The organism is Pectobacterium hainanensis, from assembly GCF_046237015.1.
Lineage (GTDB): Bacteria > Pseudomonadota > Gammaproteobacteria > Enterobacterales > Enterobacteriaceae > JBJYIN01.
On the sequence record NZ_JBJYIN010000018.1, the window covers coordinates 59,108 to 86,092 of the forward strand.

Genomic DNA, 26,985 nt, shown 5'->3' on the forward strand with positions numbered 1-26,985 from the left:
TTTTTAATACCGGAATGTGTTTGTTATCAAATTAGTTACAACATACTTATTTTTATCCTACTTACCGTGCCAGAAATAAAGGTGATGGTTCTGGCTTCCCAAGAAGCAAGATCACGGACTGCTGGGATTTAAGGTGTCGGATAGGTAAAATACGGCGGAATTTTTTGCGCGACGACCGATCTTTTCATCAAGGGGCAACAGGTGACACATCAAAAGACACAAGAAAATAGCCAGATGGCTTCATCCCCAATTATCGTGGCGTTAGATTATGCCGACCAAGGCGCTGCACTCTCTTTTGTTGATCGCATTGATCCTCAGGATTGTCGTTTAAAAGTGGGTAAGGAGATGTTTACGCTGTTTGGCCCACAGTTTGTTCAGTCTTTACAACAGCGCGGTTTTGACGTTTTTCTCGACCTGAAATTCCATGATATCCCCAATACGACCGCTCATGCGGTTGCGGCGGCGGCTGAACTGGGTGTATGGATGGTGAATGTCCACGCTAGTGGTGGGGTACGCATGATGACGGCAGCAAAAGAGGCTCTGTTACCCTTTGGTAAGGACGCGCCGCTGTTGATTGCTGTTACCGTCCTGACCAGCATGGATGCTGATGATTTACGTGGTTTAGGTATTACGGCATCGCCTGCTGAGCAGGCTGAACGATTGGCAGTATTAACACATCACTGTGGTTTAGATGGTGTAGTCTGTTCTGCGCATGAAGCCGCGCGTTTGAAACAGGTATGTGGCCAATCTTTTCGTTTGATTACGCCGGGTATTCGCCCTGCTGGGAGTGATGTCGGCGATCAGCGGCGTGTGATGACGCCCATTCAAGCCAAACTTGCGGGTGTGGATTATATGGTGATCGGTCGACCCATTACGCAAGCTATCGATCCTGCACAAACGCTGCGTGATATTCGTCAGTCACTGCTTTCTGGAGCGGAATAATGAGTAACAGCGATAACAGTCGTCTGGTCTATTCCACAGAGACAGGACGTATTAAGCCTGAAGAAGAGAAGGTTGCCCGTCCACAAGGCGATGGCATCGTACGTATTCAACGCCAGACCAGCGGACGTAAAGGAAAGGGCGTGTGCGTCATCAGCGGGATTGATCTTGATGATATCGCCCTGGATAAACTTGCCGCTGAATTAAAGAAAAAATGCGGCTGTGGCGGGGCGGTCAAAGATGGCGTGATTGAGATTCAAGGCGACAAACGTGATTTATTGAAACAACTGCTGGAAGCCAAAGGGATGAAGGTTAAACTGGCTGGCGGGTGAGTCTTGTCGATATATCATACTGAACGCGCTCAATGGCAGCAGGATCAACGTGTAGATGAACCTGCTGCCCGAGGACGTATTAATCGACCTGGCGACCAATCAACCCGCCAATGGCGGCACCACCCAGCGTCCCTAATGTTCCGCCATCCGTTAAGATTGCCCCCCCAACGGCTCCTGCACCGGCACCAATGGCTGTATTGCGATCGCGTTTCGACATATTTGAACAGCCAGCCAGCACCACTGTCAGTGTAATGGCGACTGCGGCAGTGGTGAGTCGTCTATTGAATTTCATGTTTCCCCCTACGGATTTTTGACCTCACACGTTTGTGAGGAAAATATCGTAAAATGACATTTTTACGGTATTAAATAACAACATCGTCCTTTCCATTGCTTAAGGGAAAGTATAATCATCGGCAGAAACCACAACAGGTAAAAACTCTTAATTCCCCATGCATGACGTTAACGATAGCAAGAATTGACAAAATTGGTGATTTTTTATCCATATGTATCAGGCTATAGATTTTGTGCTACAGCGAAACACCACTCGGTCTTTAGCGATTTAGACCATAGCGATAGAGGTTGGGGGTCGCGAGAATGACAGGATAGTCACGTCGTCGCTGGAGGCTGAACATGTTGGATAGACTGAAAAAACAGGTGTTAGATGCGAATCTGGCATTACCGCGGCATCATCTGGTGACATTTACCTGGGGTAATGTCAGTGCAGTTGATCGTCTACAGGGAGTGATGGTGATTAAGCCATCGGGTGTCGAGTATGACGAGATGTCAGTCGACGACATGGTTGTGGTGGAACTAGACAGCGGTAAGGTGGTTGAGGGAACGAAAAAACCGTCTTCGGATACGGATACGCATCGTGCGTTATATCTGGCGTTTCCAGACATCGGCGGTATCGTTCATACCCATTCCCGCCATGCCACGATTTGGGCTCAGGCCGGGCAAGATATTCCCGCCTGGGGGACGACACATGCTGATTATTTCTATGGCGGTATCCCTTGTACACGCTTGATGACCGATGAGGAAATTAACGGGCGTTATGAATGGGAAACAGGCAATGTGATTATTGAAACCTTTCAATCTCGCCAGTTATCGCCAACCGATATCCCTGCGGTCTTGGTCCATTCGCATGGTCCATTTGCCTGGGGGAAAGATGCCGATAACGCGGTACATAATGCCGTTGTATTGGAAGAGGTTGCCTATATGGGGATTTTCTCTCGTCAGTTGGCACCTTCACTCGGTGATATGCAACAAACCCTGCTGGATAAGCACTATCTGCGTAAGCATGGTAAAAATGCTTACTACGGACAGTGATCGTTTATCAAACCACATCACACCAACCCAAACTTAGTCGCCCCTGCGTAAACAGGGGCGACTAAGATGATTAGAAACAGTAAAACAATACGTTAGCTGTGGTGCGTACCTTCACGTAACACAACCGGCGTTTCTTTGGCGGTTGGTTGATCGCTATTAAGTGCTCGTCTAATGACAAAGAATGCTGAAACTAGCATTGTGACCGCAACCAACATAAAGAAGCCGCAAAGCGCCGCATTAATCTGATTACTGAACACAATTGTTTCCATGTCTTTAATCGTCTTTGCTGGTGCAATCAACGTGCCTTGCTCAATGCCCGCAGAGAAGCGTTTTGCCTGTGCCAGGAAACCGATGCTGGGTTTTTCGTGGAAAATCTTCTGCCAGCCGGCGGTCATTGACGTAATGAATAACCAGGCCGTTGGCACAATAGTGACCCACGCATAGCGCTGTTTCTTCATTTTGAACAACACGACAGTACCGAGAATCAATGCCATTGATGCCAGCATTTGGTTACCGATACCAAATAACGGCCAAAGCGTATTAATACCACCGAGTGGGTCGATGACACCCTGATAAACAAAGAATCCCCAACCTGCGACGGCAACGGTGGTTCCTGCCAGATTTCCCAGCCAGGAATGGCTTTTCCCCATCCCAGGGATCACGACACCGACCAGATCCTGCACCATAAAGCGGCAAGCACGTGTGCCAGCATCAACCGCTGTTAAGATAAACAGGGCTTCAAATAAAATGGCAAAGTGGTACCAGAAAGCCATCATGGCCCGACTGTTAAAAATCTCGGTAATAATGTGTGCCATACCGACCGCAAAGGTTGGCGCGCCACCAGCACGTGATAGCACGGACGCCTCACCGACATCACGCGCGATGTCGCTAAGTGCTTCCGGTGTGATCACGAATCCCCAACTGTTGATCACCTGGGACGCATTTTCTACCGTGGTGCCAATTAAGGCGGCCGGTGAGTTCATGGCGAAGTAAACGCCCGGTTCGATAACCGATGCACAAATCAGCGCCATAATGGCAACGAAGGACTCCATCAACATTGCGCCGTAACCGATAAAACGGATATGACTTTCACGTTCGACCAGTTTGGGTGTGGTACCGCTGGAAACCAGCGCATGGAAACCCGAGATCGCACCGCAGGCAATGGTAATGAACAAGAAGGGGAACAGGCTACCGGAGAATACCGGGCCCGTGCCATCAATGAAGCGGGAAACCGCTGGCATTTTCATTTCCGGCATGGCAAAGACAATTCCGACCGCCAGCCCAACAATAACGCCGATTTTCAGGAAAGTGGACAGGTAATCACGCGGAGCCAGCAGTAACCAAACGGGGAGCACTGACGCAACAAAGCCATAAATCACCAATACCCAGGTCAGTGTCGTGCCTTTTAATGTGAAAAGAGGACCCCAGTACGGATGGGCTGCGATGTTACCCCCGTAAACAATCGCCAGCATCATCAGAACGAAACCGATGATAGAGACTTCTGCAATTTTTCCGGGACGTAGAAAACGCATATAAACGCCCATGAAGAGCGCGATAGGGATAGTGGCCGCAATCGTGAACAACCCCCAGGGGCTATCAGCCAGCGCTTTGACCACCACCAGAGCCAGTGCAGAAAGGATAATGATCATCACGCCAAGGGCGCCGAGCATGGTGATGACCCCGGCAAAGGCTCCGAGTTCCTGTTTTGCCATTTCGCCTAACGAACGACCGTCGCGGCGGGTTGAAATGAACAATACCAGGAAATCTTGCACTGCACCGGCCAGCATAACACCAACCAGAATCCAGATAGTACCGGGCAAAAAGCCCATCTGTGCCGCCAGAATCGGGCCAACCAGCGGGCCCGCACCGGCAATTGCCGCAAAATGGTGACCGAACAACACCCATTTATTGGTCGGGACATAATCCAGACCGTCGTTATGGCGCTCAGCTGGCGTTAAACGACGATCGTCGAGTTCAAAGACTTTTTTGGCGATAAATAAACTATAAAAACGGTAGGCAATGCTATAACAAGATACAGAAGCAACGACCAACCACACGGCATTCACGTGTTCACCACGGCTTAATGCCAGCATGGCGAAAGCGGTTGCTCCCACCAGGCCGACTAATAGCCAGATCACCATGCTCTTGACGTTATTCATAGCAACGGCTCCTTCGTTATTCGGAAAGAAATATAGCGCGAGTGTTAATGCAATTTAACAATAGTGTGTTTAAGGCAGGTGAGAAGGGAGATTGATGAGAAAGTGTGAGCAGCAATGAATTTTTGTAAATAACCTTAAAGAATCGGTCAGGATGAATGCCATTTTGTTGACAGTAAAAGCATAAAAAACCCTGCGATACGTTGCAGGGTTAAAGGCAGATACGATGGAAAACCGATGTTATCAGAAGATTTATGCTGCTGGTTTTGCCAGAATGCTGCGAGTTTCCAGACGGACTTCGACAATGACAACATCGAAAACATCGCCTTGACGGTAGGCCACTTCACCTTTAACTGAAACGGTTCCCATCTCCTGGCTGCACACCAGTTCGTCGCGCACCGCGTGAATAAAGGAAGAGGGGATAAATGCCACCGCACCATTATCCAGCAGACGAACACGTAAACCACCGCGAGTCACATCCATAATTTCTGCGGAAAAACGGATCGCTGTGCCTGCTTTATCTTTCATGAAGCGGGCATACAGCCAATCACCCACGTCACGTTCTGCCATCCGGTTCAGGCGGCGGCGTTCAGCCAATTGAATGGTCACATCATCCTGTGGTTTTTCCACTGATTGACCCGTAATTACCGCTTTCAGCAGACGATGATTAATCATATCGCCGTACTTACGAATAGGCGATGTCCAGGTGGCATAGGCTTCCAGACCCAGACCAAAATGTGGTCCCGGTGTGGTGCTGACTTCGGCAAATGATTGGAAGCGGCGGATTCGATTGTCCAGAAACGGCGTGGGTTGAGCATCAAGTTCACGACGAAGCGCACAAAAGCCTTCCAGCGTGAGTAATGCTTGCGCATCGGCTTTAACACCATGCGTGTCCAGCACGGCAACCGCCTGTTCGACTGAAGCAGGATCGAATCCGTTATGAACGTTGTAAATGCCAAAGCCCAGCTTGTCGCGCAGCACTAACGCGGCACAAACATTCGCGGCAATCATGGCTTCTTCTACCATACGATTTGCGATGCGGCGCTGTTCAACCACGATATCCAGTACGTCGCCTTTCTCGCCCAATAAGAAACGATAATCAGGGCGATCTTTAAAGACCAGCGCATGCGTATGACGCCAGTTGCTACGAGCCAGACAAATGCGATGCAACAGGCGGATTTGTTCAGCGATGACATCGCTGGACGGTTGCCATTCACCCGTCTCTTCTAACCAATCGGAAACGTCATCGTAAGCCAGCTTGGCTTTGGATTCGATCCAGGCGGCGAAGAAATGAATATCGTTGCCTAATGCACCCTCAGCGTCGATGGTTACACGGCAGGCCAGAACCGGACGGCGCTCGTTAGGACGAAGTGAACAAATATCGTCCGAGAGTGGACGCGGAAGCATGGGAATATTGAAGCCGGGCAAATAATTGGTGAACGCTCTTTTCCGTGCGATGTTGTCCAGTTCGCTGCCTGTAGCGACGTAGGCTGTCGGGTCGGCGATCGCGATAGTCAGTTGCAGCGAGCCATCGCCGTTATCCTGAGCGAACAAGGCATCATCCATATCCTCAGTGCTGGCACTATCGATGGTAACAAAGCTCAGGGCAGTCAGATCTTCTCGCACCAGATGGTCATCGTTGCGTTCGGTTGCCTCAGCATCAGGGGCGGTACGCTCCAGATTGTGACGTGACAACGTCACCCACCACGGTACGAGTGGGTCATCGCCGGTCGTAATGTATTGCGTTAATTCAGCATGAAAGCCCCGGTCACCTTTTAACGGGTGACGACGCATTTCGGCTACAGCCCAATCGCCATCCTGAAATGCATGGGTAACCTCGCGCGCTGCACGGCAAGGGATGGCATCTTTTAACAGCGGGTGATCGGGAATAATGGACAGGCGATCGTCTTTTTTCTGCACGCGACCGACGAAACGGGTCAGAAAGGGTTCAATCAGTGATTCCGGTTCGGCGATCTCGCGTTCTTTCTCGGTATGCAGCGTGGCGGTAATCCGGTCACCGTGCATCACTTTTTTCATGTGTGGCGGTGGAATGAAATAACTCTTTTGCGCGTCAGCTTCAAGAAAACCAAAGCCTTTGTCGGTGCCTTTGACGACACCTTCAACCCGTGGCGTCTGAGAATGAAGTTGCTGTTTTAGCTGTGCAAGCAGCGGATTATCTTGAAACATAGCGTCCAGAAATACGGTTGTCAGTAGCTCGATTAGCGGCTGACAGTTTTACGCGAATCAGGTGCTGGCGGCAAGCATTCCCTGTGACCTTCATCATGCAATTCGCAGTAACGATTCGGGCTGTTCGCTACGGCGAATACTTACTGGTACGGATTTGGATGTCGGCGTGTGGGTCTCGTCACCGAAGCTGGATAAGGGCACCAGTGGATTGGTTTCTGGATAGTAGGCTGCCAGATTACCACGCGGAATGTTGTAGCCGACCAGTTTGAAACCACATACTTTTCGGGTAATCCCGTCATTCCATAGCGTTTCAATGTCCACCCGATCGCCATCTTCCAATCCTAACGCAGCAATATCGTCAGGGTGAATGAACAACACTTCACGCTGACCATAAACGCCACGGTAGCGATCGTCCAGACCATAAATAGTCGTGTTGTACTGGTCGTGAGAACGTAAGGTTTGCAAGGTAAAGGGGACGGTTTGCCCAGCTAACTGTGGGAATAAGGTATCTGGCAGTGGCGCATGGCTAAACTGTGCCTTACCGCTGGTAGTATCAAAACACAGGCTGGCTGCCGCATTCCCCAAATAAAAGCCGCCGGGTAAATCGCAGTTGGCATTAAAGTTCTCAAACCCTGGGATCGTTGCCGCAATATGATCGCGAATACGGCCATAATCGTCCGCCAATGCCAGCCAATCTACTTTTTCATTGCCTAATATGGCATGGGCGATGCCTGCCACGATGGCAGTTTCGGAACGCTGTAGGGGAGATAAAGGATGTCCGACGCCCTGCGAGGCATGCACCATACTGAAAGAGTCTTCAACGGTAATAAACTGCGGACCACTCGCCTGCATATCGAGGTCGGTACGTCCCAGCGTTGGCAGGATGAGTGCGTCAACCCGGCCAGTAATCAGGTGGCTGCGATTCAGTTTAGTGCTGATATGAACGGTCAGGTCACAGCAACTAAGAGCCTCTTCGGTTCTGGCTGAGTCGGGAGCGGCGGCGGCAAGGTTGCCTCCCAGTGCAATCAGAACCTTTACCTCTCCGCGTAGCATGGCTTCCAGTGCTTCGACGGTGTTATGGCCCGGCGCATAAGGCGGAGTAAAATCGAAATGCGTGGCTAAACGATCCAAAAAGGCGGCAGACGGTTTTTCATCAATTCCCATGGTGCGGTTGCCCTGCACATTGCTGTGCCCGCGTACGGGGCACAAACCGGCACCGGGTTTGCCAAGCTGGCCGAACAAAAGCTGTAGGTTGACGATTTCCCGTACGGTGGCGACCGAGTGTTTATGTTGGGTTACCCCCATTGCCCATGTGCAGATAACACGTGGGGATTGCTGATAAATCGCTGCCACATAGCGCAATTGGGCTTCACTCAAGCCTGATTGTTGCTCGATTTTTTGCCACGTCGTGTCATCAACAACAGCCAGATAGTCTTCAACCTGTCGTGTATGTGCCGCGATAAAAGCCTGATCAAATAAGCCAGCATCACCCGCACTTAAGCGTTGACGGTGTGTCTCCAATAAGGCTTTAACCATACCGCGAACGGCAGCCATATCACCACCCAGATTGGGTTGCAGATATGTTTCGCTGATGGTTCCGGAAAGGGGCGTCAGAAGTTCCAGCGGATTCTGTGGGTTGGCAAAACGTTCCAGCCCACGTTCGCGCAGCGTATTGAATGAGACGATATGCGCACCGCGATCCGCGGCATGGCGCAGGCTGTGTAGCATTCTGGGATGATTCGTACCGGGGTTTTGACCGAAAACGAAAATCGCGTCAGCATAATCAAAATCATCCAGACGAATAGTTCCTTTCCCAACGCCAATACTTTGTTTGAGCCCAGTACCGCTGGCCTCATGGCACATATTGGAACAATCGGGGAAATTATTGGTACCCAACATACGGCCAAATACCTGATACAGATAAGAGGCTTCATTGCTGGCGCGGCCAGAAGTATAAAGTTCCAGTTGGTCAGGATGCGCCATGTTTTTAACATGCTGGGCAATCAACAGAAATGCATCATCCCAACTGATAGGAACATAGCGATCACTGGCGCGATCGTAACGCATCGGGTGCGTTAACCGCCCCTGATACTCAAGGAAATAGTCACTTTGCTGGCGTAGCCGGGTGACGCTGTGCTTCGCAAAGAAGTCGAGATCGACCGATTTACGCGTAGCTTCCCAACTAACCGCCTTGGCCCCGTTTTCGCAAAAGCTAAAGGTGCTGCTGTTATCGTCACCCCAGGCACATCCAGGGCAGTCAAATCCTTTGGATTTATTGACCCGCAACAAATTTCGAATATTTTTCAACGCTTGCTTACTGTCTAAGACAAAACGCGTGGTGGCTTCTAAAGAGCCCCAGCCGCCAGCTGCATTGCGGTATGGCTTAATGGATGGTTTAAATTTCATGGTTGAATCCGCAGGTGTAAATGTTTTTTTAATGTGAACGAAATTTTAAATATTTGCTCTTGTGTAAGAAGTTTAGGTTGTCGGTGTGATAGCGTCTAATCAAATACGGCTATGGCGGGATAGAGCATATTGATTGATGGTTGAAAGATGAACGCGACTACATTTTGAAAGGAAAAGGGAGCTGCCAGGCGTTCAGATTCGCGATAAGGCGTTCGTTTGGCGTCTCGCATCCGGTTGGAGACACTATTAAAGCGTGAGCCAGTGATATACTGATGGCCCACATCATGACAGGCCACCGCGATGGATATAAAACAGCTCATTTATCTGTGCAATTTGGAGAAGGAACGCCATTTTGGTCGGGCTGCCGAAGCCAGTTTCGTTAGCCAGCCGACGCTTTCAATGCGGTTAAAAAATCTGGAACGTGAATTGGATTTGGCATTGATTAATCGGGGGAATAATTTTGAAGGCTTTACGGCGGAGGGGGAACGGGTTTTGGCCTGGGCTCGGGAAATTGTCTCCGTCTATCAAGGACTAAAGCTGGAAGTGGCTTCATTAAAACGTGGCGTAAGTGGCATACTGCGTATCGGCACGGTACCTCAAAGTAGTATGGCGTTATCCTGTTTACTGGCGGCAGTGAATGAGCATTACCCGCAGTTGGATTTTCAAATATCCTTGTTTAGCGCTGATCAATTGCTGGAAGCGTTAAACGCACATTCTGTTGATGTTGGTATCGGTTTTTTCGAACTCTCGACGTTACAGGAACTACACTTTCAGGCCGTTCCATTGATGGAGCAAGGTGTTGACCTGATCTTTCATCCCCAGCATTTTCCGCAAATGGTTGGCGATACGCCTCTGGGTTTACATGACATCGTTAACCTCCCGCTGTGTCTGGCTGAGCCGAGCCGTTATTTCCGTCGTTATCTGGATAGCCATTTCCGGGGTACCGGTGTGTCGTTATGGGTCAAGGTGGAAAGCAGTTCGATCCTGCAATTGTTGCAAAGTGTTTTTGTCGGCCTGGGGTGTGGTATCGTCCCGCGAGGTAGCCTGATCCCCGAGATGACGCCAGCATTGAGTATGCGGCCGATTACGTTGCCCGCCATGCAACGGCGGGCAGCCATTGTGGTGGCGCAGGTTGGGCGAGCGACGCCGCTGGCGCAGAATTTTTTTGCCGCAGCGCAAGCGTGGCTTGTTCGAACACAATAATGGTTAGTCGTAGAGATGATCGTCCTGCACAGGGGCATGGGTTTTACTGGGGCGGAGCCGTCGCACGGAATCGCGAGTAACCAGTTGCCCGTTTAGTAGCAGGTTGCCTATGGGCGCGTCGGGCTGCATTAACTGACGCTGTAGTAGGCGGACGGCTTCTTCACCTAGCGCCTCCCGGGGAACGAGTACCGACGTTAATGGAATATCATGAATGGCAGCCAGATTAAAACCGTCCATACTCATGACTGAAATATCCTGTGGAACTCGTAAGCCTGCCTGACTGAGCGCATTGACCGCGCCAACGGCAATAAAATCCCCACCAGCAAGAATCGCCGTCGGCCTTTGTTCCGGCGGACATTGTGCCAGAAATGTCGCCATTTTCTCTTCGGTTTCTGCCGTGCTGAAATTTCTCAGCATCAGCAGATTATGTTGGTCGGAAAACGATAAATTATGATTCTGGTACGCGTCACGAATGCCTGCCAGACGGGATTCCATCGTATAGCGGCGCAAGCAGAGTAGGGTAAGAATGTCGCGATGTCCCTGTTCAAACAGGTAGTTCAGGGAGAATTCCCCGATTAATCGATGCGCTGGCGCGACGCCAGATAATCTCATCTTTTGGTCGAGACAATTTATCAGGATGCAAGGCTTGCCAATATCAGCAGCCAACGCGTGAATATAGGGATCATCAATACCGATTAGCATGGCCGCTTCTGTCTCTGGATCGCTCATTTTCTCCAGAAAAAGTGGCACATCGCTATTGTTTTCATCCAAACCACAATAGCGCACACGCACTTCATGAGGTGCCAGCGCATCAATAATACTTTGTATGACCTTGTGATAAAAGATGTCAGACCGGATGTCAAAAGCACGCTGTGGTGCGAAGACGATAAGGCTGTTTAACAGCAGGCGACCGGTCGCTAAATCATTCAATACGCCATATTGGCGAGCCGCAGTAAGAATTTGTGATTTTGCCATATCGCTGGTATTGGATTTCCCCGACAAGACGCGTGATACCGTGCTGATCGAGAATCCAGTCTGGGCCGAAATTTCACGTATTTTCAGGTTTCTTTTCATTTTGTGATCTTGTTCAACTTATAAAATGACAAAATTTTCACGGCTGATAAGTTGGCATTTTAGCTATATCAGCACCGCCATTCGATTTAATTATGAGCTTACCATGAAAATTTTTGCAAAAAAGTGAGTGTTGTGACGTTTTTAATTGTTCTAGTCTCATTTTGGTAAACCAATTTTTATGAGTAATAAAACCGATATTTATTTTAAATTCTTAAAATACAGATAGATAAAAAGATGATATGTCTCTAAGAGGGTAAATTGTTAAAACCCTATCAACATATCAGACCAATATAACCTTATCTCGGCGAGGAAGTTCATAATGAGTCTCGATATTAATCAGACACCGATTGCAACAAAGGGAAAGCGAAAACTTAAAAATTTGCGTTGGTGGATACTGGCGCTGTTTTTACTGGGGGTGACCGTCAACTACATCACCCGCAACTCACTGGGCATACTCGCGCCTGAACTAAAAAGCAGTCTGGGTATTACCACAGAGCAGTACTCATGGATCGTTGGCGCATTTCAATTGGCCTACACGATTTTTCAGCCATTGTGTGGTTGGCTGATTGATGTCATTGGCCTAAAGGTCGGGTTCCTTGTCTGTGCGGTTATCTGGGCGGCAATGTGTATGTTGCACGCCGGTGCCGGAAGCTGGATTCATTTGGCGATCTTACGCTTCTTTATGGGGGCCTCTGAAGCCGCCGCCACCCCCGCAAATGCCAAAACGCTGGGTGAGTGGTTTCCTAAGAAAGAACGTCCGGTTGCGGCGGGTTGGGCTGGTGTCGGCTTTTCCGTCGGTGCGATGCTGGCTCCGCCTATTATCGTGATTGCCCATGTCAATTTTGGCTGGCAAGGGGCATTTATGTTCACCGGTGCGTTGGCCATGCTGTGGGTTATTCTTTGGTGGTTGTTTTACCACAACCCGGAAAATCACCCCAATTTGAGCCGTGATGAGCTGGATTTCATTCGTCAGGATAATGAACTCCCACCGGTTAAACTGCCGTTCTTCACCGCGCTGAAAACCGTATCGAAAAATAAGCGGTTCTACGGTATTGCCATTCCGGCATTTATGGCTGAACCCGCCTGGGCTGTGCTGAGTTTCTGGGTACCGCTCTACCTGGCGAATGAACGTGGTATGGATCTCAAACAAATTGCCATGTTTGCCTGGCTGCCGTTTTTGGCTGCCGATTTGGGGAGTGTGGCGAGTGGTTATCTGACTCGTTTATATGTGCGTCTGTTTGGATGTTCTCGCGTCAACTCTATCGTTGCCAGTTCAGTAACCGGTGCGTTTCTCATGTTATCGCTGGCATTGGTCGCGATTACTCGCGATCCCTGGATGGCTATCTTATTGATTTCTATTGGCGGATTCGGTCATCAGGTTATTTCCTGCATGCTCAGTGCGTTGGTTGTGGAATCGTTTGATAAAGGTCAGATGGCGACAGTGAATGGTATGCGTGGCTCTTTCGCCTGGATCGCCAGTTTCCTGTTTTCCCTATTGATTGGCGTTACCGCCGACAAAATTGGTTTTAACCCGCTCTTTGTGGCGATGGGATTCTTCGATCTTATCGGTGCGGTTTTCCTTATTGCTTTTATTGCTGAGCGTCGTCAAAAAACGCGGTCACTGTAATTTCTTTTTTGCTTAATCATTTCCTGAAAAGGACGCTGTATGAAAACGCTAAAAAATTGGGTATTTCGCCATCAAACCCCCGAGTATGTTGAACTGCTGGTTGATGATAAACACACTTTTCGGCTCTACATTTTAGAGCAAGGATTGGCCCGTGTATTGATCAAACAGAATGATGAGCTACAGCTCAAACGAACCTGGAGCATCGCGCCGCAGCAGGATGTCCCCTGGACGGGGCGGAACAGGGAAAGCAGTGAAGGCTTCAGCCTGCCAGGGTTCTTGCTGGAAGAGTATGAGGGCGGTTTGCGTGTTAGCACCGATCGCCTGCGGGTGACGATCCACCAACCGTTGTGGCTGTCGTGGGAATATTTTGATGCGCAAGGTGAGTGGCAACTGCTGGCCGCCGATCGTGCCACCAGCGCCTACCTACTTAACCAACACGGTGATGGTGTGGCGCACTATCAGCGTCGTTTTCCACAAGAACGTTATTATGGTTTAGGGGAGAAAGCCGGCAACCTGGAGCGCACAGGGCGGCGTTTTGAATTTCGCAATCTGGATGCCATGGGCTATAACGCGGCGGAAACCGATCCTCTGTACAAACATATTCCATTCACCATTACCCGGCGGGAAGACGTGAGTTTCGGGCTGTTCTATGACAACCTGAGCAGCACGTGGGTCGATCTGGGTAATGAAATCGATAACTACCACCAGTCTTATCGTCGCTATCAGGCAGAGGCTGGCGATCTGGATTACTACCTGTTTATCGGACCGCGCGTATTGGATGTCACCAAATCCTTTGTACGTCTGACGGGTAAAACGCTGTTCGGGCCGAAGTGGAGCCTGGGGTATAGCGGTTCTACGATGCATTACACCGATGCCCCCGATGCGCAGCAGCAGCTCATTAAATTTATCGCGTTATGTCGTGAACACGATATTCCATGTGATTCATTCCAGCTCTCGTCTGGTTACACGTCGATTAATAACAAACGCTACGTGTTTAACTGGAACTACGACAAGGTGCCGCAACCGGAAGTGATGTCACAGGCGTTCCATCATGCGGGTTTAAAGCTGGCGGCGAATATCAAGCCTTGTCTGCTTCAGGATCACCCGCGATATGATGAAGTGGCAACACAGGGACTCTTTATCCGTGATTCGGAATCGGATGCGCCGGAACGTTCGAGTTTTTGGGATGATGAAGGTTCCCACCTGGATTTCACCAACCCGGCAACGGTGGCATGGTGGCAGGAGAATGTGACACGTCAACTGCTGGAAAAAGGTATTGATTCCACCTGGAATGACAACAACGAATATGAAGTCTGGGATGGCGAAGCCCGTTGTCATGGCTTTGGTGAAGCGATATCGATCAAAAACATTCGACCGTTGATGCCGTTACTGATGATGCGTGCTTCTCTGGAGGCACAACAGCGCTTTGCCCCTGAACTGCGCCCGTATCTGATTTCTCGCTCTGGCTGTGCCGGAATGCAGCGTTATGTACAAACCTGGAGTGGTGATAATCGCACTAGCTGGCAGACATTACGCTACAACACGCGCATGGGTGTTGGTATGAGCCTGTCTGGTTTGTATAACGTCGGTCATGATGTGGGTGGCTTTTCCGGGGATAAGCCCGACGCAGAGCTGTTTGTACGTTGGGTACAGAATGGTGTGATGCATCCTCGTTTTACGATCCACTCATGGAATGACGATCATACGGTTAATGAACCTTGGATGTATCCGTCCGTGACGTCGGCTATTCGTAGTGCGATTGCACTTCGCTATCGCATGCTGCCGTATTTCTATACGTTATTGTGGCAGGCGAGCGCAGATGACGAGCCGATGATTCGTCCGACCTTCCTTGACCATGAACAGGATGCGGCTACGTTTGCAGAAACCGATGATTTCATGCTGGGACGCGATGTGCTGGTGGCCAGCGTGGTGGAACCCGAGCAGCGTCAACGGTCTGTCTACCTGCCAGCCAATGAATCAGGTTGGTATGATTTTTATTCCGGCCAGTGGTTTATGGGCGGACAAACGATCACTCTAGATGCCCCGTTGGAACGCTTGCCGCTGTTGGTTCGTGCGGGAGCGATGCTTCCACTGTCTGGACGAACGGCATACGTTAATCAGAAAGAAGATGACTGCCGCGAGTTTTTACTCTTTCCTCCCGCAGGGCCAGGAGTCGATCGTGGTTTGCTGTTTGAGGATGATGGTGAAACGTGGGGATGGAAACAGGGGAATGCGCTGTGGTTGCGTTGGGAAATCCGCGCCGATAGCCAGCGTATTGACGTTAGCTTTACCTCGGAAGGGGAATATCAACCGGCGTGGCATCAGGCTGAGATCCGTTTGCCAGCCGGAGAACAGCGTACGTTGTATATCAACGGTGAGCGAACCAATGTGTTTAAACGTTAATCACTGAATTGTTATCTCTGTTATCCAAACGCTAATCCCCACTAATCCGTGGGGATTTTTTTGCCTCGTCGATGTTCCTTTTTTTCTACCTATTCTTTGTCGTGTAGCCTATTCCATCCTTAAAAAGGGGTATTTATTTTGATAAGTACCAATAAGCTATTTTTTATCACATGTTCAATTATTGTTAATTAAATTAAGATCAATAATGGTTTTATTTCTTGATAAGATGCGTAGATGTTAATAAATATGATAGTGGCTAATATTATAATCATATATGACCTCAATCCCTTACTTTTTGTGATTATATCTGGCGATTAAAATATTAAAAAAAAGTATTAATATATTAAAAAAAATACATACTCGGTAAGTAATAACATTAGCCAAAAAAACAATGAAAAAACCATGGCTTTATTGTGCTTTATTTTATGAAGAATTTTTATTTTAAAGTGGAGAGTTCATCATGATGGATATTAACGCGCAGTTGTTAAAATCTTTCACCTTACCTAATGGCTTTTGTCTCAAAAATAGGGTGTTGATGGCACCAATGACGACCTGTAGTGGTTTCTTTGATGGCAGCGTGACGAAAGAGTTAATTGAATATTATGAACGGCGAGCGGGCAGTATTGGAACTGTCATTGTGGAATGCTGTTTTATTGACGACAGAGGGTTGGCATTCCCAGGTGCGATTGGTATTGATAAGGACGATAAAATCGCCGGTCTGGCAAAAATCGCCGCGGCAATAAAAGCGAAAGGTTCAACAGCGATATTGCAGATTTACCACGGTGGACGCATGGTTGAACCCCGCTTCATCGGTGGGCAAACACCGGTGGCACCGAGTGCGCTGGCTGCGCCGAGAGCGGGGACAGTAACGCCCCTCGAACTGACCGCTGAAGGCGTTAACGAAATGGTCAGGAAGTTTGGCGATGCGGTCCATCGGGCGATCCAAGCCGGTTTCGATGGTGTTGAAATTCATGGTGCCAATACCTACTTGATCCAGCAATTCTATTCTCCTAATTCCAATCAACGTACTGATGAATGGGGAGGAAGTCGAGATAATCGGGCAAGGTTCCCTTTAGCAGTATTGGATATTACTCATAAAGTAGTAAATAAGTATGCCGATCGTTCATTTATTATCGGCTATCGGTTCTCACCAGAAGAAATAGAAGAACCCGGTATTCGTTTTGACGATACGTTATATTTGCTCGACAAACTCGCAAAAAAAGGACTGGATTATGTTCATTTCTCAATGGGAAACATTTTGCGATCATCATTGGTCGATATTGGTGACCCAACGCCGCTGATTAAAAAATATATCGCTCAGCGCTCCAGTGAACTTGAAAAAATACCCGTTATAGGCGTAGGGGAAATAGTGACAGGCTCTGATGCTGTGAGTGCGTTGGAAAATGGCTATGATCTTATTGCCGTCGGGCGAGCATGTATTGCTTATCCGGATTGGACCGATCGGATTAGCGAACTCAACAATATCGAACTCTATATTGAAAGTGATAAACGTGAAGCATTAACGATCCCTGAACCGTTATGGCGTTTTTCCCTGGTGGAAGCGATGATTCGGGATGTGAGTTTAAACGGGAAGAAATTCAAGGCCGGTATTTATCAGGAAAAAATTCAGGATGAAAGTGGTGAAATAAAGCTGAATGTCAGCTTTGAACCCGATCGGATAAAAAATATTGAGTTGGAAGATTCGGGGGAAAATTCATCATTGCTTATTAGCTTTGACGTGATCAAAAGTCGAATTCTGGCGACCAATAGCCCACATGTTGATGCCGTAACTGGTGCAACGATGCAGAGCGAGGCGATTAAAAAAGCGGTAACGAAAGCGATGGTAAAATCCTGCAAGGCGGCTTTTCTGGAAGAAGGGGGAAACCCGGATGAAAAACCGGAAGTTGATGTGGTCGTCATTGGCAGCGGTGGTGCAGGGCTAGCGGCGGCCATTCAGGCTAGCGAAGCGGGCGCTCGCGTGATGATTATCGAAAAAATGCCGGTGATCGGGGGGAATACCATCAAGGCATCGGCGGGGATGAACGCGGCGGGAACCGTCTTCCAAAAAAGGAAAGGCATTGAGGATAGCCAGGATGTGTTTTATCGCGAGACGTTAAAAAGCGGTAAGCAAAAGAACAATCCTGAGCTGGTAAAATATTTCGTGGAACATGCCGCAGAAGCCATTGATTGGCTTGCTGAACACGACATTGAGCTGAGCGATATCACCACGACTGGCGGTATGAGTATCGATCGAACACACCGTCCCGCGAGCGGCGCAGCGGTCGGTGGTTATTTGGTCAGCGGGTTAGTGAAAAACGTCAATAAGCAAAATATTGATGTCATGCTGGATACTACGGTGCTGGACGTGCTTCAGGAAAATGGCAAAGTCACTGGGGTTCGTATTATTAATGATGAGAACGAAGAAAAAATCATTCTAACGAAAACGGTGATCGTCGCGACAGGAGGATTCAGCGCCAATGAAGCGATGGTGGTAAAATATCGGCCTGATTTGCACGGTTTTGTCACAACAAACCATAAAGGGGCGACCGGTGGCGGTATTCGCCTGCTGGAGAATATTGGCGCGAGTACCGTCGATATGGGGGAAATTCAGACGCACCCCACGGTTGAACAAACCACATCCTATCTGATCTCAGAATCTATTCGCGGCGGAGGGGCTATTCTGGTCTCTCAGTCTGGTGAACGGTTCTTTAATGAGTTGGAGACTCGCGATAACGTTTCTTCCGCCATTGTTAATTTGCCGGAAAAATACGCCTATATCGTGTTCGATCAGCAAGTGAGAGAGCGTAACCGGGCTGTTGAAGAATACCTATCACAAGGATTAGCCGTTTGCGGCGAAAGTATTGCCGAACTGGCGGACAAATTAGGCATTGCGTCGACGGCTCTGCAAGAGACGCTCAGCCGCTATAACGTTTTTGTTAACAATGGATATGATGAGGAGTTTGGCCGAACCACCGGTATGCGCTCTCCGCTTGCTCATGCACCATTTTATGCCATTAAGGTTGCGCCCGGCGTGCACCATACGATGGGGGGTGTCGTGATCAATGCTGATGCTGCCGTACTGGATCACCGTCAGCAGGTTCTCCCCGGCGTTTATGCCGCCGGTGAAGTGGTGGGGGGGATTCATGGTGCAAACCGTATTGGCGGTAATGCCGTCGCGGATATCATCATTTTTGGGATTCGCGCCGGATTGCAGGCTGCGGCTTATGCAACGTCAGTAAATAATGTGGCACAGGTGGATTTCGAAGAGAAAACCGTGAGGCTGAAGGCCGCGTCATAATCGCTCAAATCGTTATCCCCGCGGTAGTTAGCGGGGATTTTTTCCCGATCGTTGAGAGTGTGAAGGCGCGAATAGCGCCTAAATATCATGAAATCTGAAGGCCACATCTATTCCTATACTGCCCAACTGATGGGAAGCCCAATCCTACTGAAAACCTTTGTTCACGATGAAACACGGGTGAAGCAGATATTTCTCGCGATTAAGCAGCTTGAAGATCGTCTGACGGTCAATCGTGCTCAGTCTGAAGTCATGAGTATTAATCATGCGGCGGGCAAGATGGCGGTGAAGGTGAGTCCTGTCGTTTTCAGCCTAATTAAACAGGCTAAGGCCGCCAGCCTGTTAAAGAACAGCTGTTTTAATGTGGCGATTGGCCCACTGGTGAAGCTGTGGAAAATCGGTTTTAGCGGTCACGCTATCCCCGATGCGGATAAAATCATTCAGGCGCTGGCGTTGACCGATCCACTCCGCATTATTCTTAATGAGGACGATAACAGCGTTTTTCTGGAAAGCGCAGGGATGGAAATTGATTTAGGGGCAATCGCGAAAGGATATATTGCCGATCTCATCAGGGCGTTACTGTATCAACAGGGTATTTATGACGCACTCATCAATCTGGGAGGGAATGTTTTTGCCATTGGTCGGTCATTAACGCAAGGCGCTTGGAGTGTGGGGCTGCAAAAGCCCTTTTCGGCAAGAGATGACTTGCTGGGGGTGATCAGCGTCGTTAATAAATCGGTGGTCACATCGGGCATTTACGAGCGTTTTTTTACCGTCAATGGGCAGGTTTATCACCATATTTTAAATCCTGAAACAGGTTATCCACTGGATAATGACTTATACAGCGTGACCGTTATTTCAGATCACTCTATTGATGGTGATATTTATACTACTTTGCTTTACGGCATGGGTGTGGACGCTGGAATAGCCTATTTGCACACCCGTCCGGACCTTAGCGCGATCTTCGTTACCCGAGATAAAAAGATCGTTATTTCTTCTCCGTATCATGTCGAATTTAAATTGCTGAACGAGGCGTATTCGCTGGAGTATAGGATTAACGGTGATCAAACGGGTGGAAAGGTGGGGAAATAAAAATGCCCCAACAGTGTGGGGCACAAGTCGTATTCTGAAATAGCAAGATTAAAGATTAATCCAGTTCCAGCTCGTTCATTGCCGCGATGTTGAAACCGCCATCGACGTGCAATATTTCACCAGAGATACCGGCAGCCAAATTGGAACACAGGAATGCAGCCGTGTTGCCGACATCTTCAATCGTGACTACGCGACGGATTGGCGTTACCGCTTCGCAATGAGACAGCATTTTCTTGAAGTTTTTGATGCCAGACGCAGCCAATGTGCGGATGGGGCCGGCAGAAATCGCGTTAACACGAACACCTTGAGCACCCATGGCATTTGCCATATAACGGACGTTTGCTTCCAGAGACGCTTTCGCCAACCCCATCACGTTGTAGTTCGGGATGGCACGCTCTGCGCCCAGATAGGACAGCGTGACCAGCGCAGAATTCGGATTCAGCATTTTACGGCAGGCTTTTGCCATCGCCACGAAACTGTAAGAGCTGATGTCGTGAGAAATACTGAAACCTTCACGGGTAACAGCATCAACGTAGTCGCCATCCAACTGATCGCCTGGTGCATAGGCGATAGAGTGTACGAAACCATCGAAGTTTGGCCATACTTTAGCCAGTTCAACAAACAAAGCGTCAATGCTGGCATCTTCAGCGACATCACACGGCAGAACGATGCTGGAGCCCAGTTCGCTGGCAAAACCTTCAACGCGAGATTTCAGCTTATCGTTCTGATACGTGAACGCCAGTTCAGCCCCTTCGCGGTGCATCGCCTGTGCGATACCGAATGCAATAGAACGGTTACTGGCAACGCCAGTGACCAGAATGCGCTTACCGGTAAGAAAACCCATAGCAGTAATCCTTGTGATCGTTGTTGCTGCGATCATCAATAATTAAAATAAGCAGTTAGTGATGATCGAGATGAATAAACCGGGCGATTCTACCATGCCTGACGCGGGCGGGGTACTCCGAGCAGTCTATTGTGAGCCCAAAGTCGCGCCAGCCCGTAGTCATGGTCACTTATTTTTCTTTACGGTGGGTGGAATGTCTTATTAGTGTTCCATTTTCATCAAAGCCGAATAACATCGTCGCTGAGCCATTGTTACAGATTAAAGAGTCGGTTCCATCTGAATCAACGATCGGGTCTGAACATGCCATCATGCTGGTGTATCTTTTGAGCTGACATTGCTTGGTGATACCGTCTTGCAACTTCAGCATTCCCCCTTTTTGCAACTGTGATGGCGTGGGTTTGGGGCAATTGTCATTCCACCGAGCGTACCAGGGATCGCGTGGTGTGCAACCTTGAATGGTGACCATGATTGCTAAAGCGGAAAGAAAAGTTGATGGCTTCATGACGATATCCTTTTATCTATCCATGCCAACGATTATCAACACGATTTTCAGCACTTCTTATCGGATAAAGGCTGAGAGCGGTCCATCTGATTAATCTGAAAGACGTGTTAAAACTGCACACCGTCCTGTCGCCAGGCATCGGCGCTTAGCGCCTCACCGAAATGGCTGGCAATCAGTCGTTTGGTCAGATCGTGCAGTGGGGCGGCAAGCACCTCGGCAGTACTACCGCGCTCAACCACTTCTCCTGCATGCATTACCAGAATTTGATCGCTGATATGCTTCATCATGCCTAAATGCTGGGTGACATAAATATAGGAAATACCGTGCTGTTCTTGGAGTTCCAGCATCAGATTGATGATTTGTGACCGCATCGACATATCCAGTGCGGCCAGCGCCTCATCCGCAACAATGACTTTAGGTTGCAGGATCAGCGCACGGGCCAGACCGACACGCTGTTTCTGACCGGGCGCCAGCGCGTGTGGATAGTAGTAGGCGTGGTCGGGGCGTAGCCCGACCTGTTGTAGCGCCTGATTAATGGCTTTTTCACGAGCTTGTGCATCCAGTTCGGTATTGAGTTTTAGCGGTACATCTAACAACTGTCCGATACGTTGGCGCGGGTTTAATGCGTTGCCTGCATCCTGAAAGATCATGCGAATACGCTGACTGCGATAGCGATAGTCGCCGTAGTGTAGCGGGTAATCATCGATCAGCAGTTCGCCCGATGTTGGCGCGATCATACCGGATAGCATTTTTGCTAACGTGGATTTACCCGATCCGTTTTCGCCAATGATCGCCAATGTTTGGCGTTCACGTAAGGTAAAACTGACCGATTTTACCGCCTCAACATGTTGCCGACGAAATAACCCCGTGCGGTAGCGAAATGTTTTCGTCAGATTACGGGCTTCCAGCAAGGTTTCAACCATCAGGATTCCTCCATGTTGAGTGGAAAGTGGCAGGCATACCAATGGTTTTTTGCTGAAAGCAGTCTCGGCGTTTGCATACATTGTTTTTGCGAATAGGGACAACGGGGCCCCAGGCGACAGCCCACCGGTAAATGTTCCAGCGAAGGAATCGCGCCCGTCAGCGTATTCAGACGGCTTTTATGGGGTAATGAACGCCCAAAATCCGGCATTGCCCGAATGAGTGCCTGAGTATAAGGATGATGCGGCGCAGTGATCAAGTCTTCACTGGGGGCGCTTTCCACCGTCTGACCGCAGTAAAGCACATTGATTCTGTCTGCCCATTTGCTCATGGTTTGTAAATCATGGCTGATCAGTAAAATGGTCGTGTTGTTATTTTGGTTCAGGCGTGACAATAGACGGAAAATCTGGGCCTGCGTGGTGGATTCCATCGAGTTTGTCGGTTCATCGGCAATCAACAGACGCGGTTGGTTCGCCAGTGCGATGGCAATCATGACTTTCTGGCATTCCCCATCGCTGAGTTCATAGGGATAACTTCTCATGATGTCTTTATGATCTTTGATACCGACGCGGTGCAATAGCTCGATAGCGCGGCGTTTACGCCAGTTAAATCGTTGCCACCACCGGCCCTTGTAGGTCCAGCCGGGAATGGCTTGCACTAACTGGCGTCCGATGCTTTCTGACGGATCAAGACAAGATTGTGGCTCCTGAAAAATCATGGAGACATTGTGCCCAACCAACTTGCGGCGTTGGCGCGGCGACAGTTGTAGCAGGTCGATATCATCGAAACGGAAGCGATCTGCCGTTACCCGCCAGTTATCTTTAGTGATTCCGCAGATAGCTTTGGCAATCAGGCTTTTCCCTGAACCAGACTCGCCGACCAGACCACGTATTTCGCCCTCATTCAGCGTCATACTGACGCGGTCAACGGCTTTAACCGCCCCATCTGAGGTCAGAAACTCAATGGTCAGATTCCGAATATCAAGTAGTGGCATTATCTCGTCTCCACCATTATTCCGTTTCTGCAATCAAGGCACGGCGAATGCCATCGCCAAGCAGGTTAACGATCAATACGCTTAAAGCAATGGCGGCACCGGGCAACATGACGGTCCAGGGAGCGGCATAAACCAGTTCCAGCGAATTGCCAAGCATCGCTCCCCATTCCGTCGTCGGCAACTGTGCGCCCAGATCAAGAAAACCTAACCCGGCAATATCTAAAATCGCGATGGATAAGGCACGGGTAAATTCCGAAACTAACAGCGCAGCGATATTGGGCAGGACGACATACCAGACAATATAGCGGGTTGAAGCGCCGTCAAGCCGGGCGGCGATAACATATTCTTTGTTCATCTCCTCATGCACGGCACTGTAAATGGTTCGCACCATACGCGGTAATAGCGCTAACCAAACAGCCAGCATCGCATGCTCAAGCTTCGGACCGATGAACGCAATGACCACAATCGCCAATAGCAACGATGGGATGGACAGTAAGGTATCCAGAATGTGATTGAGCATCGCGGAGCGCAGCCCATGAGTGACGCCAGCGATTACCCCTAACACGATGCCAAAGAACGCCGCTGCGTAGGTGACAATCAACGCTGACCCTACCGTAGGTGCCGCACCACTAAGAAGACGGCTCAATTGGTCGCGCCCCAGATCGTCTGTCCCCAGGAAAAAGGCGATGTCACCATAGTGTGACCAGGACGGCGGTAATAACTGATACCCTAAAAATTGTTGGTCTACCTCATAGGGCGTCAGCCACTTGCCAAACAGGCACAGCCCAATCAGGATGAGGAAGCTATAAAAGCCGATCATCGCCAACATATCATGATGAAAAACCCGCCAGGTATCCCCCAGACGGCTGGGTAGGCGTTTTTCGCTGTAAACATTATCGAAGGGCATACCATTCCTTATGTTTCAGCGGGTTTGTCATGGCTCCCCAAATATCAGACAGCACGTTAACCGTGATCACCATGGCGCCAACAACCATGACGCCAGCTGAAATTGCGGCATAATCCTGTTGGCGGATGGCATTGACTAGCCAGCGTCCTAACCCCGGCCAGCTAAACACGACTTCGGTAATAATAGCCAACGTCAGCATGGTGGAGAACTGTAATCCCAGTTTAGGGATAATGGGCGGTAGCGCGTTATGTAGCACATGCCGGTGGATGATGGTCAGCTTTGATAAACCACGAGTGGCGGCTGCTTTGATATAGTTTTTACCAATGATATCGGTGGTGCTGATGCGCATCAGGCGGATTACTTCGGTGGTTGGTCCGACAGCCAGTACGGTAATGGGCAATATCAAATGACGAATTGCACTGACTATCATTTCGTCACGATACGGTGAGTCAGATAACCAGGCGTCAATCAACGCAAAACCAGTAATGGATTCCACCTGATAGAGCAGATCAAAACGACCGGAGACGGGCAACCAGCCGAGATAAAGAGAGAAAAACAGCGTCAATAGCAGTGCTAGCCAGAATACAGGGAGCGAAAACCCGACAAGCGCCAGTGTACTGATGACGATATCCGGTCCGCGATTCTGCATCATGCCCGCAGTAATACCCAATGGGATACCCACCATCAATGAAAAGGCAAACGCCAGTATGCAGAGCTCTATCGTCGCAGGGAGTACGTCTTTTAACTGTTCGCTGATGGCCTGCCCATTGATACTGGAACGACCAAAGTCGGCCTGTAGCAGGCTGGAAAGGTAAAACTGGTACGCGTCAAACAATCCAGCTCCGCTGAGTGGCGCACTGGGCGTGTAGTAACTCAGACTGAATCCGACCAGCGTGAGCATGAATAGCGTGACCAACAGTAACAGTAAGCGACGCAGGGTAAAGATAATCACGGTTGTTCTCCTTCAACGTTGTCCGGTGAAGAAGGGGCGGTTGGTTGCGTGGGATGCGGTGATTCTCGGAACACGCCCGCAAAAGAGGCGTTGCCAAACGGGCTAAGTACCAGACCTTTCATGTCATAACGATAGGCCAATAAACGCAGAGAGGAGGCGAGGGGCAATACAGGAAGTTGCTCCGCCAGAATTCTTTGCGCTTGCTGGTAATATTCGATGCGCTTTGACAACTGCTGTGAAGACAGGGCATTTTGTAATACGCCATCAAATGTTGGGTCGCACCAATGAGCATAATTGGTTTGCGAACGAATCGCCGCGCAGCTTAATAATGGACGGAAAAAACTGTCCGGATCATTGCTGTCGGTTGCCCAGCCAGCCAGTGTCAAATCGTGGCTCTGTTCCATCAACCTTGCTTCCTGAAAACGGCCTTCAACTGGCACTATCGTGACCTGTATCCCGACTTGCGCCAGATCGGCCTGAATTAGCTCGGCGGTTTTTAGCGGACTGGGGTTGTAAGATTGTGAAGCGCTGGGGACCCACAGGCGCAGACTAAGATTAGTCATGCCCAATTCCTGCAACAACCGACGAGATTTTTCCGGGTTGTATTCGGTGATCTGTGACTCGTTGTCATATGCCCAGGAGGCTCGTGGCAGGATAGAAGCGGCCGTTTCTGCCGTACCGTAATAAATGGATTGCATCAGTCGGTCATTGTTAATGGCCAGTGCAATCGCTTCACGCATCTGGCGATTATCTAACGGAGGTTTCCGGACATTAAAGGCAAGATAGGCGACATTCATGCCCGGACGCAGCGAGAGACGCAAGCGGGGATCGTTACGCAAAATAGTTAACTGGCTGGCGGCAGGATAAGCCAGTACGTCACATTCGCCAGTGAGGAGTTTAGATAAACGCCCTGTGCCACCGGATCCCAAGTCGACTACCACCTGTGACATTCGCGGTTGCCCACGCCAGTATTTTTCATTGCGGGTTAAACGAATATGTTGTCCGTTGCGGTATTCATTCAGTCTATAAGGGCCGCTCCCAACAGGCTCTCGATCGATTAACTCTTGTTTATCATCTTGCGTCAGCTTTTCGGCGTACTCGGCGGAAAGAATCGGAGCATAGTGCGTCGCCAGATGCCATAAGAACGAAGCGTCTGGGCTATGAAGCCGAATTTCTACCACATATTCACCCAGTTTACGGATGCTTTGCACGGAGTCGGCAAACTGTAGGCTGTCGAAATAGGGATAATCGCCGCCGTTAATATCGTGATAGGGATGTTTCTCATCCAGCATGCGCTGAAAGCTGAACAACACATCATCGGCGTTCATGTTGCGGGTCGGGGTGAACCAATTAGTCGTCTGGAAAGGGACATCGTGGCGCAGATAAAAACGGTAGGTAGAACCGTTGTCCAGAACTTCCCAACGTTGGGCAAGCTCTGGCATCAGGCGATAGGTGTAGGGATCGACGTCCAGCAAGCGATCGTATAATTGGGCCGCCAGCGTATCAATCGTCACGCCGCTGCGAGCCATTTGTGGATTGAATGTGTTCAGCACATCGTTCACACAATAAACAAAACCACTTTGACGGATAGACGCCATTGGTGGTTTTGCTGGCGAGGGTGAAGCGGTCGCCGCAGACGGTGGGGCCGCCAATGCAGGTAACGTCAACCAGACGAATGCCAGTGCGAAGCAGTATTTTCCAGACATACGGTGTTTTCAATCAGGGCGCAATACACAGAGTGTACCGCACTCTTGTCGTCCTCCCCACTGTGTTGTGTGCATCTGATGACTTTCCAACCGTTTGTATACTTACCAGAGGCCTATTC

Annotated in this window: 20 protein-coding genes; 8 read left to right on the plus strand and 12 right to left on the minus strand. The window is 49.5% G+C overall.

Annotated elements, in window-relative coordinates; all coding sequences use genetic code 11:
- The first annotated feature begins 234 nt into the window (after nt 1–234).
- Nucleotides 235–942 carry an orotidine-5'-phosphate decarboxylase gene (pyrF, locus tag ACKPVM_RS16835; protein WP_409310917.1) on the plus strand — a complete coding sequence of 236 codons (708 nt, stop codon included), beginning with the start codon at nt 235–237 and terminating at the stop codon, nt 940–942.
- A complete protein-coding gene (yciH, locus tag ACKPVM_RS16840; RefSeq protein WP_409310838.1) occupies nt 942–1,271 on the plus strand; it encodes a stress response translation initiation inhibitor YciH in 330 nt (109 codons plus the stop codon). Before pyrF ends, yciH begins: the two co-directional genes overlap by 1 nt.
- 79 nt (nt 1,272–1,350) lie before the next feature.
- On the opposite strand, the gene osmB is transcribed toward yciH, so the two are convergent.
- Nucleotides 1,351–1,563 (minus strand): osmotically-inducible lipoprotein OsmB, encoded by a 213-nt coding sequence (gene osmB / locus ACKPVM_RS16845; RefSeq protein WP_409310840.1) that lies wholly within the window; start codon nt 1,561–1,563, stop codon nt 1,351–1,353.
- Nucleotides 1,564–1,901: 338 nt separating this feature from the next.
- Here osmB and araD point away from each other — a divergent pair, with 338 nt between their 5' ends.
- Nucleotides 1,902–2,597 carry an L-ribulose-5-phosphate 4-epimerase gene (gene araD, locus ACKPVM_RS16850; RefSeq protein ID WP_409310842.1) on the plus strand — a complete coding sequence of 232 codons (696 nt, stop codon included), beginning with the start codon at nt 1,902–1,904 and terminating at the stop codon, nt 2,595–2,597.
- Between the two features lie 92 nt (nt 2,598–2,689).
- Here araD and ACKPVM_RS16855 read toward each other — a convergent pair whose 3' ends face one another.
- From ACKPVM_RS16855 to ACKPVM_RS16865, 3 genes are all read right to left on the minus strand, one after another.
- Nucleotides 2,690–4,756, minus strand: a complete 2,067-nt coding sequence (locus ACKPVM_RS16855) for a carbon starvation CstA family protein (RefSeq protein ID WP_409310843.1) — start codon at nt 4,754–4,756, stop codon at nt 2,690–2,692.
- 249 nt (nt 4,757–5,005) lie between these two features.
- Nucleotides 5,006–6,940 carry an exoribonuclease II gene (locus ACKPVM_RS16860; protein WP_409310845.1) on the minus strand — a complete coding sequence of 645 codons (1,935 nt, stop codon included), beginning with the start codon at nt 6,938–6,940 and terminating at the stop codon, nt 5,006–5,008.
- 93 nt (nt 6,941–7,033) lie between these two features.
- The gene (locus tag ACKPVM_RS16865) at nt 7,034–9,346 is read right to left on the minus strand and encodes an FdhF/YdeP family oxidoreductase (RefSeq protein ID WP_409310847.1); all 2,313 of its coding nucleotides are present in this window, start codon (nt 9,344–9,346) and stop codon (nt 7,034–7,036) included.
- A 300-nt stretch (nt 9,347–9,646) separates the two neighbouring features.
- Here ACKPVM_RS16865 and ACKPVM_RS16870 point away from each other — a divergent pair, with 300 nt between their 5' ends.
- Nucleotides 9,647–10,549 (plus strand): LysR family transcriptional regulator, encoded by a 903-nt coding sequence (locus ACKPVM_RS16870; RefSeq protein WP_409310849.1) that lies wholly within the window; start codon nt 9,647–9,649, stop codon nt 10,547–10,549.
- 3 nt (nt 10,550–10,552) lie between these two features.
- Here the strand turns inward: ACKPVM_RS16870 and ACKPVM_RS16875 are convergent, their stop codons facing one another.
- Nucleotides 10,553–11,623: a LacI family DNA-binding transcriptional regulator gene (locus tag ACKPVM_RS16875; protein WP_409310851.1), complete on the minus strand. Its 1,071-nt coding sequence runs from the start codon at nt 11,621–11,623 to the stop codon at nt 10,553–10,555.
- 319 nt (nt 11,624–11,942) lie between these two features.
- Between ACKPVM_RS16875 and ACKPVM_RS16880 the strand changes: the two genes are divergently transcribed.
- The 4 genes from ACKPVM_RS16880 (at nt 11,943) to ACKPVM_RS16895 (ending at nt 20,040) form a co-directional block, all read left to right on the plus strand.
- Nucleotides 11,943–13,250, plus strand: coding sequence for an MFS transporter (locus ACKPVM_RS16880; protein ID WP_409310853.1), 1,308 nt, complete (start codon nt 11,943–11,945; stop codon nt 13,248–13,250).
- 39 nt (nt 13,251–13,289) lie between these two features.
- Nucleotides 13,290–15,653, plus strand: coding sequence for a glycoside hydrolase family 31 protein (locus ACKPVM_RS16885; protein WP_409310855.1), 2,364 nt, complete (start codon nt 13,290–13,292; stop codon nt 15,651–15,653).
- Between the two features lie 463 nt (nt 15,654–16,116).
- Nucleotides 16,117–18,951: a flavocytochrome c gene (locus tag ACKPVM_RS16890; RefSeq protein ID WP_409310919.1), complete on the plus strand. Its 2,835-nt coding sequence runs from the start codon at nt 16,117–16,119 to the stop codon at nt 18,949–18,951.
- A gap of 87 nt (nt 18,952–19,038) precedes the next feature.
- Nucleotides 19,039–20,040: an FAD:protein FMN transferase gene (locus tag ACKPVM_RS16895; RefSeq protein ID WP_409310856.1), complete on the plus strand. Its 1,002-nt coding sequence runs from the start codon at nt 19,039–19,041 to the stop codon at nt 20,038–20,040.
- A 55-nt stretch (nt 20,041–20,095) separates the two neighbouring features.
- Here the strand turns inward: ACKPVM_RS16895 and fabI are convergent, their stop codons facing one another.
- The 7 genes from fabI to sapA all read right to left on the minus strand — a co-directional run bounded on the left by fabI (nt 20,096) and on the right by sapA (nt 26,866).
- Nucleotides 20,096–20,884: an enoyl-ACP reductase FabI gene (gene fabI / locus ACKPVM_RS16900; protein WP_409310858.1), complete on the minus strand. Its 789-nt coding sequence runs from the start codon at nt 20,882–20,884 to the stop codon at nt 20,096–20,098.
- Between the two features lie 169 nt (nt 20,885–21,053).
- Complete coding sequence (locus tag ACKPVM_RS16905; protein WP_409310860.1) at nt 21,054–21,386, minus strand: hypothetical protein; 333 nt, start codon at nt 21,384–21,386, stop codon at nt 21,054–21,056.
- 107 nt (nt 21,387–21,493) lie between these two features.
- Nucleotides 21,494–22,309, minus strand: a complete 816-nt coding sequence (gene sapF / locus ACKPVM_RS16910) for a putrescine export ABC transporter ATP-binding protein SapF (protein ID WP_409310862.1) — start codon at nt 22,307–22,309, stop codon at nt 21,494–21,496.
- Nucleotides 22,309–23,301: a putrescine export ABC transporter ATP-binding protein SapD gene (gene sapD, locus ACKPVM_RS16915; RefSeq protein WP_409310864.1), complete on the minus strand. Its 993-nt coding sequence runs from the start codon at nt 23,299–23,301 to the stop codon at nt 22,309–22,311. Before sapD ends, sapF begins: the two co-directional genes overlap by 1 nt.
- 16 nt (nt 23,302–23,317) lie before the next feature.
- On the minus strand, nt 23,318–24,208 hold the full coding sequence (gene sapC / locus ACKPVM_RS16920; RefSeq protein WP_409310865.1) for a putrescine export ABC transporter permease SapC: 891 nt from the start codon (nt 24,206–24,208) through the stop codon (nt 23,318–23,320).
- The gene (sapB, locus tag ACKPVM_RS16925) at nt 24,195–25,160 is read right to left on the minus strand and encodes a putrescine export ABC transporter permease SapB (protein ID WP_409310867.1); all 966 of its coding nucleotides are present in this window, start codon (nt 25,158–25,160) and stop codon (nt 24,195–24,197) included. Before sapB ends, sapC begins: the two co-directional genes overlap by 14 nt.
- Complete coding sequence (gene sapA, locus ACKPVM_RS16930; protein ID WP_409310869.1) at nt 25,157–26,866, minus strand: ABC transporter substrate-binding protein SapA; 1,710 nt, start codon at nt 26,864–26,866, stop codon at nt 25,157–25,159. Before sapA ends, sapB begins: the two co-directional genes overlap by 4 nt.
- Between the last annotated feature and the right edge of the window lie 119 nt (nt 26,867–26,985).

Coding starts and splice junctions, on each gene's coding strand:
- yciH (WP_409310838.1), top strand. CDS start 942: ATGAGTAACAGCGATAACAGTCGTCTGGTCTATTCCACAGAGACAGGA.
- ACKPVM_RS16895 (WP_409310856.1), top strand. CDS start 19,039: ATGAAATCTGAAGGCCACATCTATTCCTATACTGCCCAACTGATGGGA.
- ACKPVM_RS16855 (WP_409310843.1), bottom strand. CDS start 4,756: ATGAATAACGTCAAGAGCATGGTGATCTGGCTATTAGTCGGCCTGGTG.
- ACKPVM_RS16905 (WP_409310860.1), bottom strand. CDS start 21,386: ATGAAGCCATCAACTTTTCTTTCCGCTTTAGCAATCATGGTCACCATT.
- ACKPVM_RS16880 (WP_409310853.1), top strand. CDS start 11,943: ATGAGTCTCGATATTAATCAGACACCGATTGCAACAAAGGGAAAGCGA.
- ACKPVM_RS16875 (WP_409310851.1), bottom strand. CDS start 11,623: ATGAAAAGAAACCTGAAAATACGTGAAATTTCGGCCCAGACTGGATTC.
- osmB (WP_409310840.1), bottom strand. CDS start 1,563: ATGAAATTCAATAGACGACTCACCACTGCCGCAGTCGCCATTACACTG.
- sapA (WP_409310869.1), bottom strand. CDS start 26,866: ATGTCTGGAAAATACTGCTTCGCACTGGCATTCGTCTGGTTGACGTTA.
- pyrF (WP_409310917.1), top strand. CDS start 235: ATGGCTTCATCCCCAATTATCGTGGCGTTAGATTATGCCGACCAAGGC.
- ACKPVM_RS16870 (WP_409310849.1), top strand. CDS start 9,647: ATGGATATAAAACAGCTCATTTATCTGTGCAATTTGGAGAAGGAACGC.
- ACKPVM_RS16865 (WP_409310847.1), bottom strand. CDS start 9,346: ATGAAATTTAAACCATCCATTAAGCCATACCGCAATGCAGCTGGCGGC.
- sapD (WP_409310864.1), bottom strand. CDS start 23,301: ATGCCACTACTTGATATTCGGAATCTGACCATTGAGTTTCTGACCTCA.
- sapF (WP_409310862.1), bottom strand. CDS start 22,309: ATGGTTGAAACCTTGCTGGAAGCCCGTAATCTGACGAAAACATTTCGC.
- sapC (WP_409310865.1), bottom strand. CDS start 24,208: ATGCCCTTCGATAATGTTTACAGCGAAAAACGCCTACCCAGCCGTCTG.
- ACKPVM_RS16885 (WP_409310855.1), top strand. CDS start 13,290: ATGAAAACGCTAAAAAATTGGGTATTTCGCCATCAAACCCCCGAGTAT.
- ACKPVM_RS16890 (WP_409310919.1), top strand. CDS start 16,117: ATGGATATTAACGCGCAGTTGTTAAAATCTTTCACCTTACCTAATGGC.
- araD (WP_409310842.1), top strand. CDS start 1,902: ATGTTGGATAGACTGAAAAAACAGGTGTTAGATGCGAATCTGGCATTA.
- fabI (WP_409310858.1), bottom strand. CDS start 20,884: ATGGGTTTTCTTACCGGTAAGCGCATTCTGGTCACTGGCGTTGCCAGT.
- ACKPVM_RS16860 (WP_409310845.1), bottom strand. CDS start 6,940: ATGTTTCAAGATAATCCGCTGCTTGCACAGCTAAAACAGCAACTTCAT.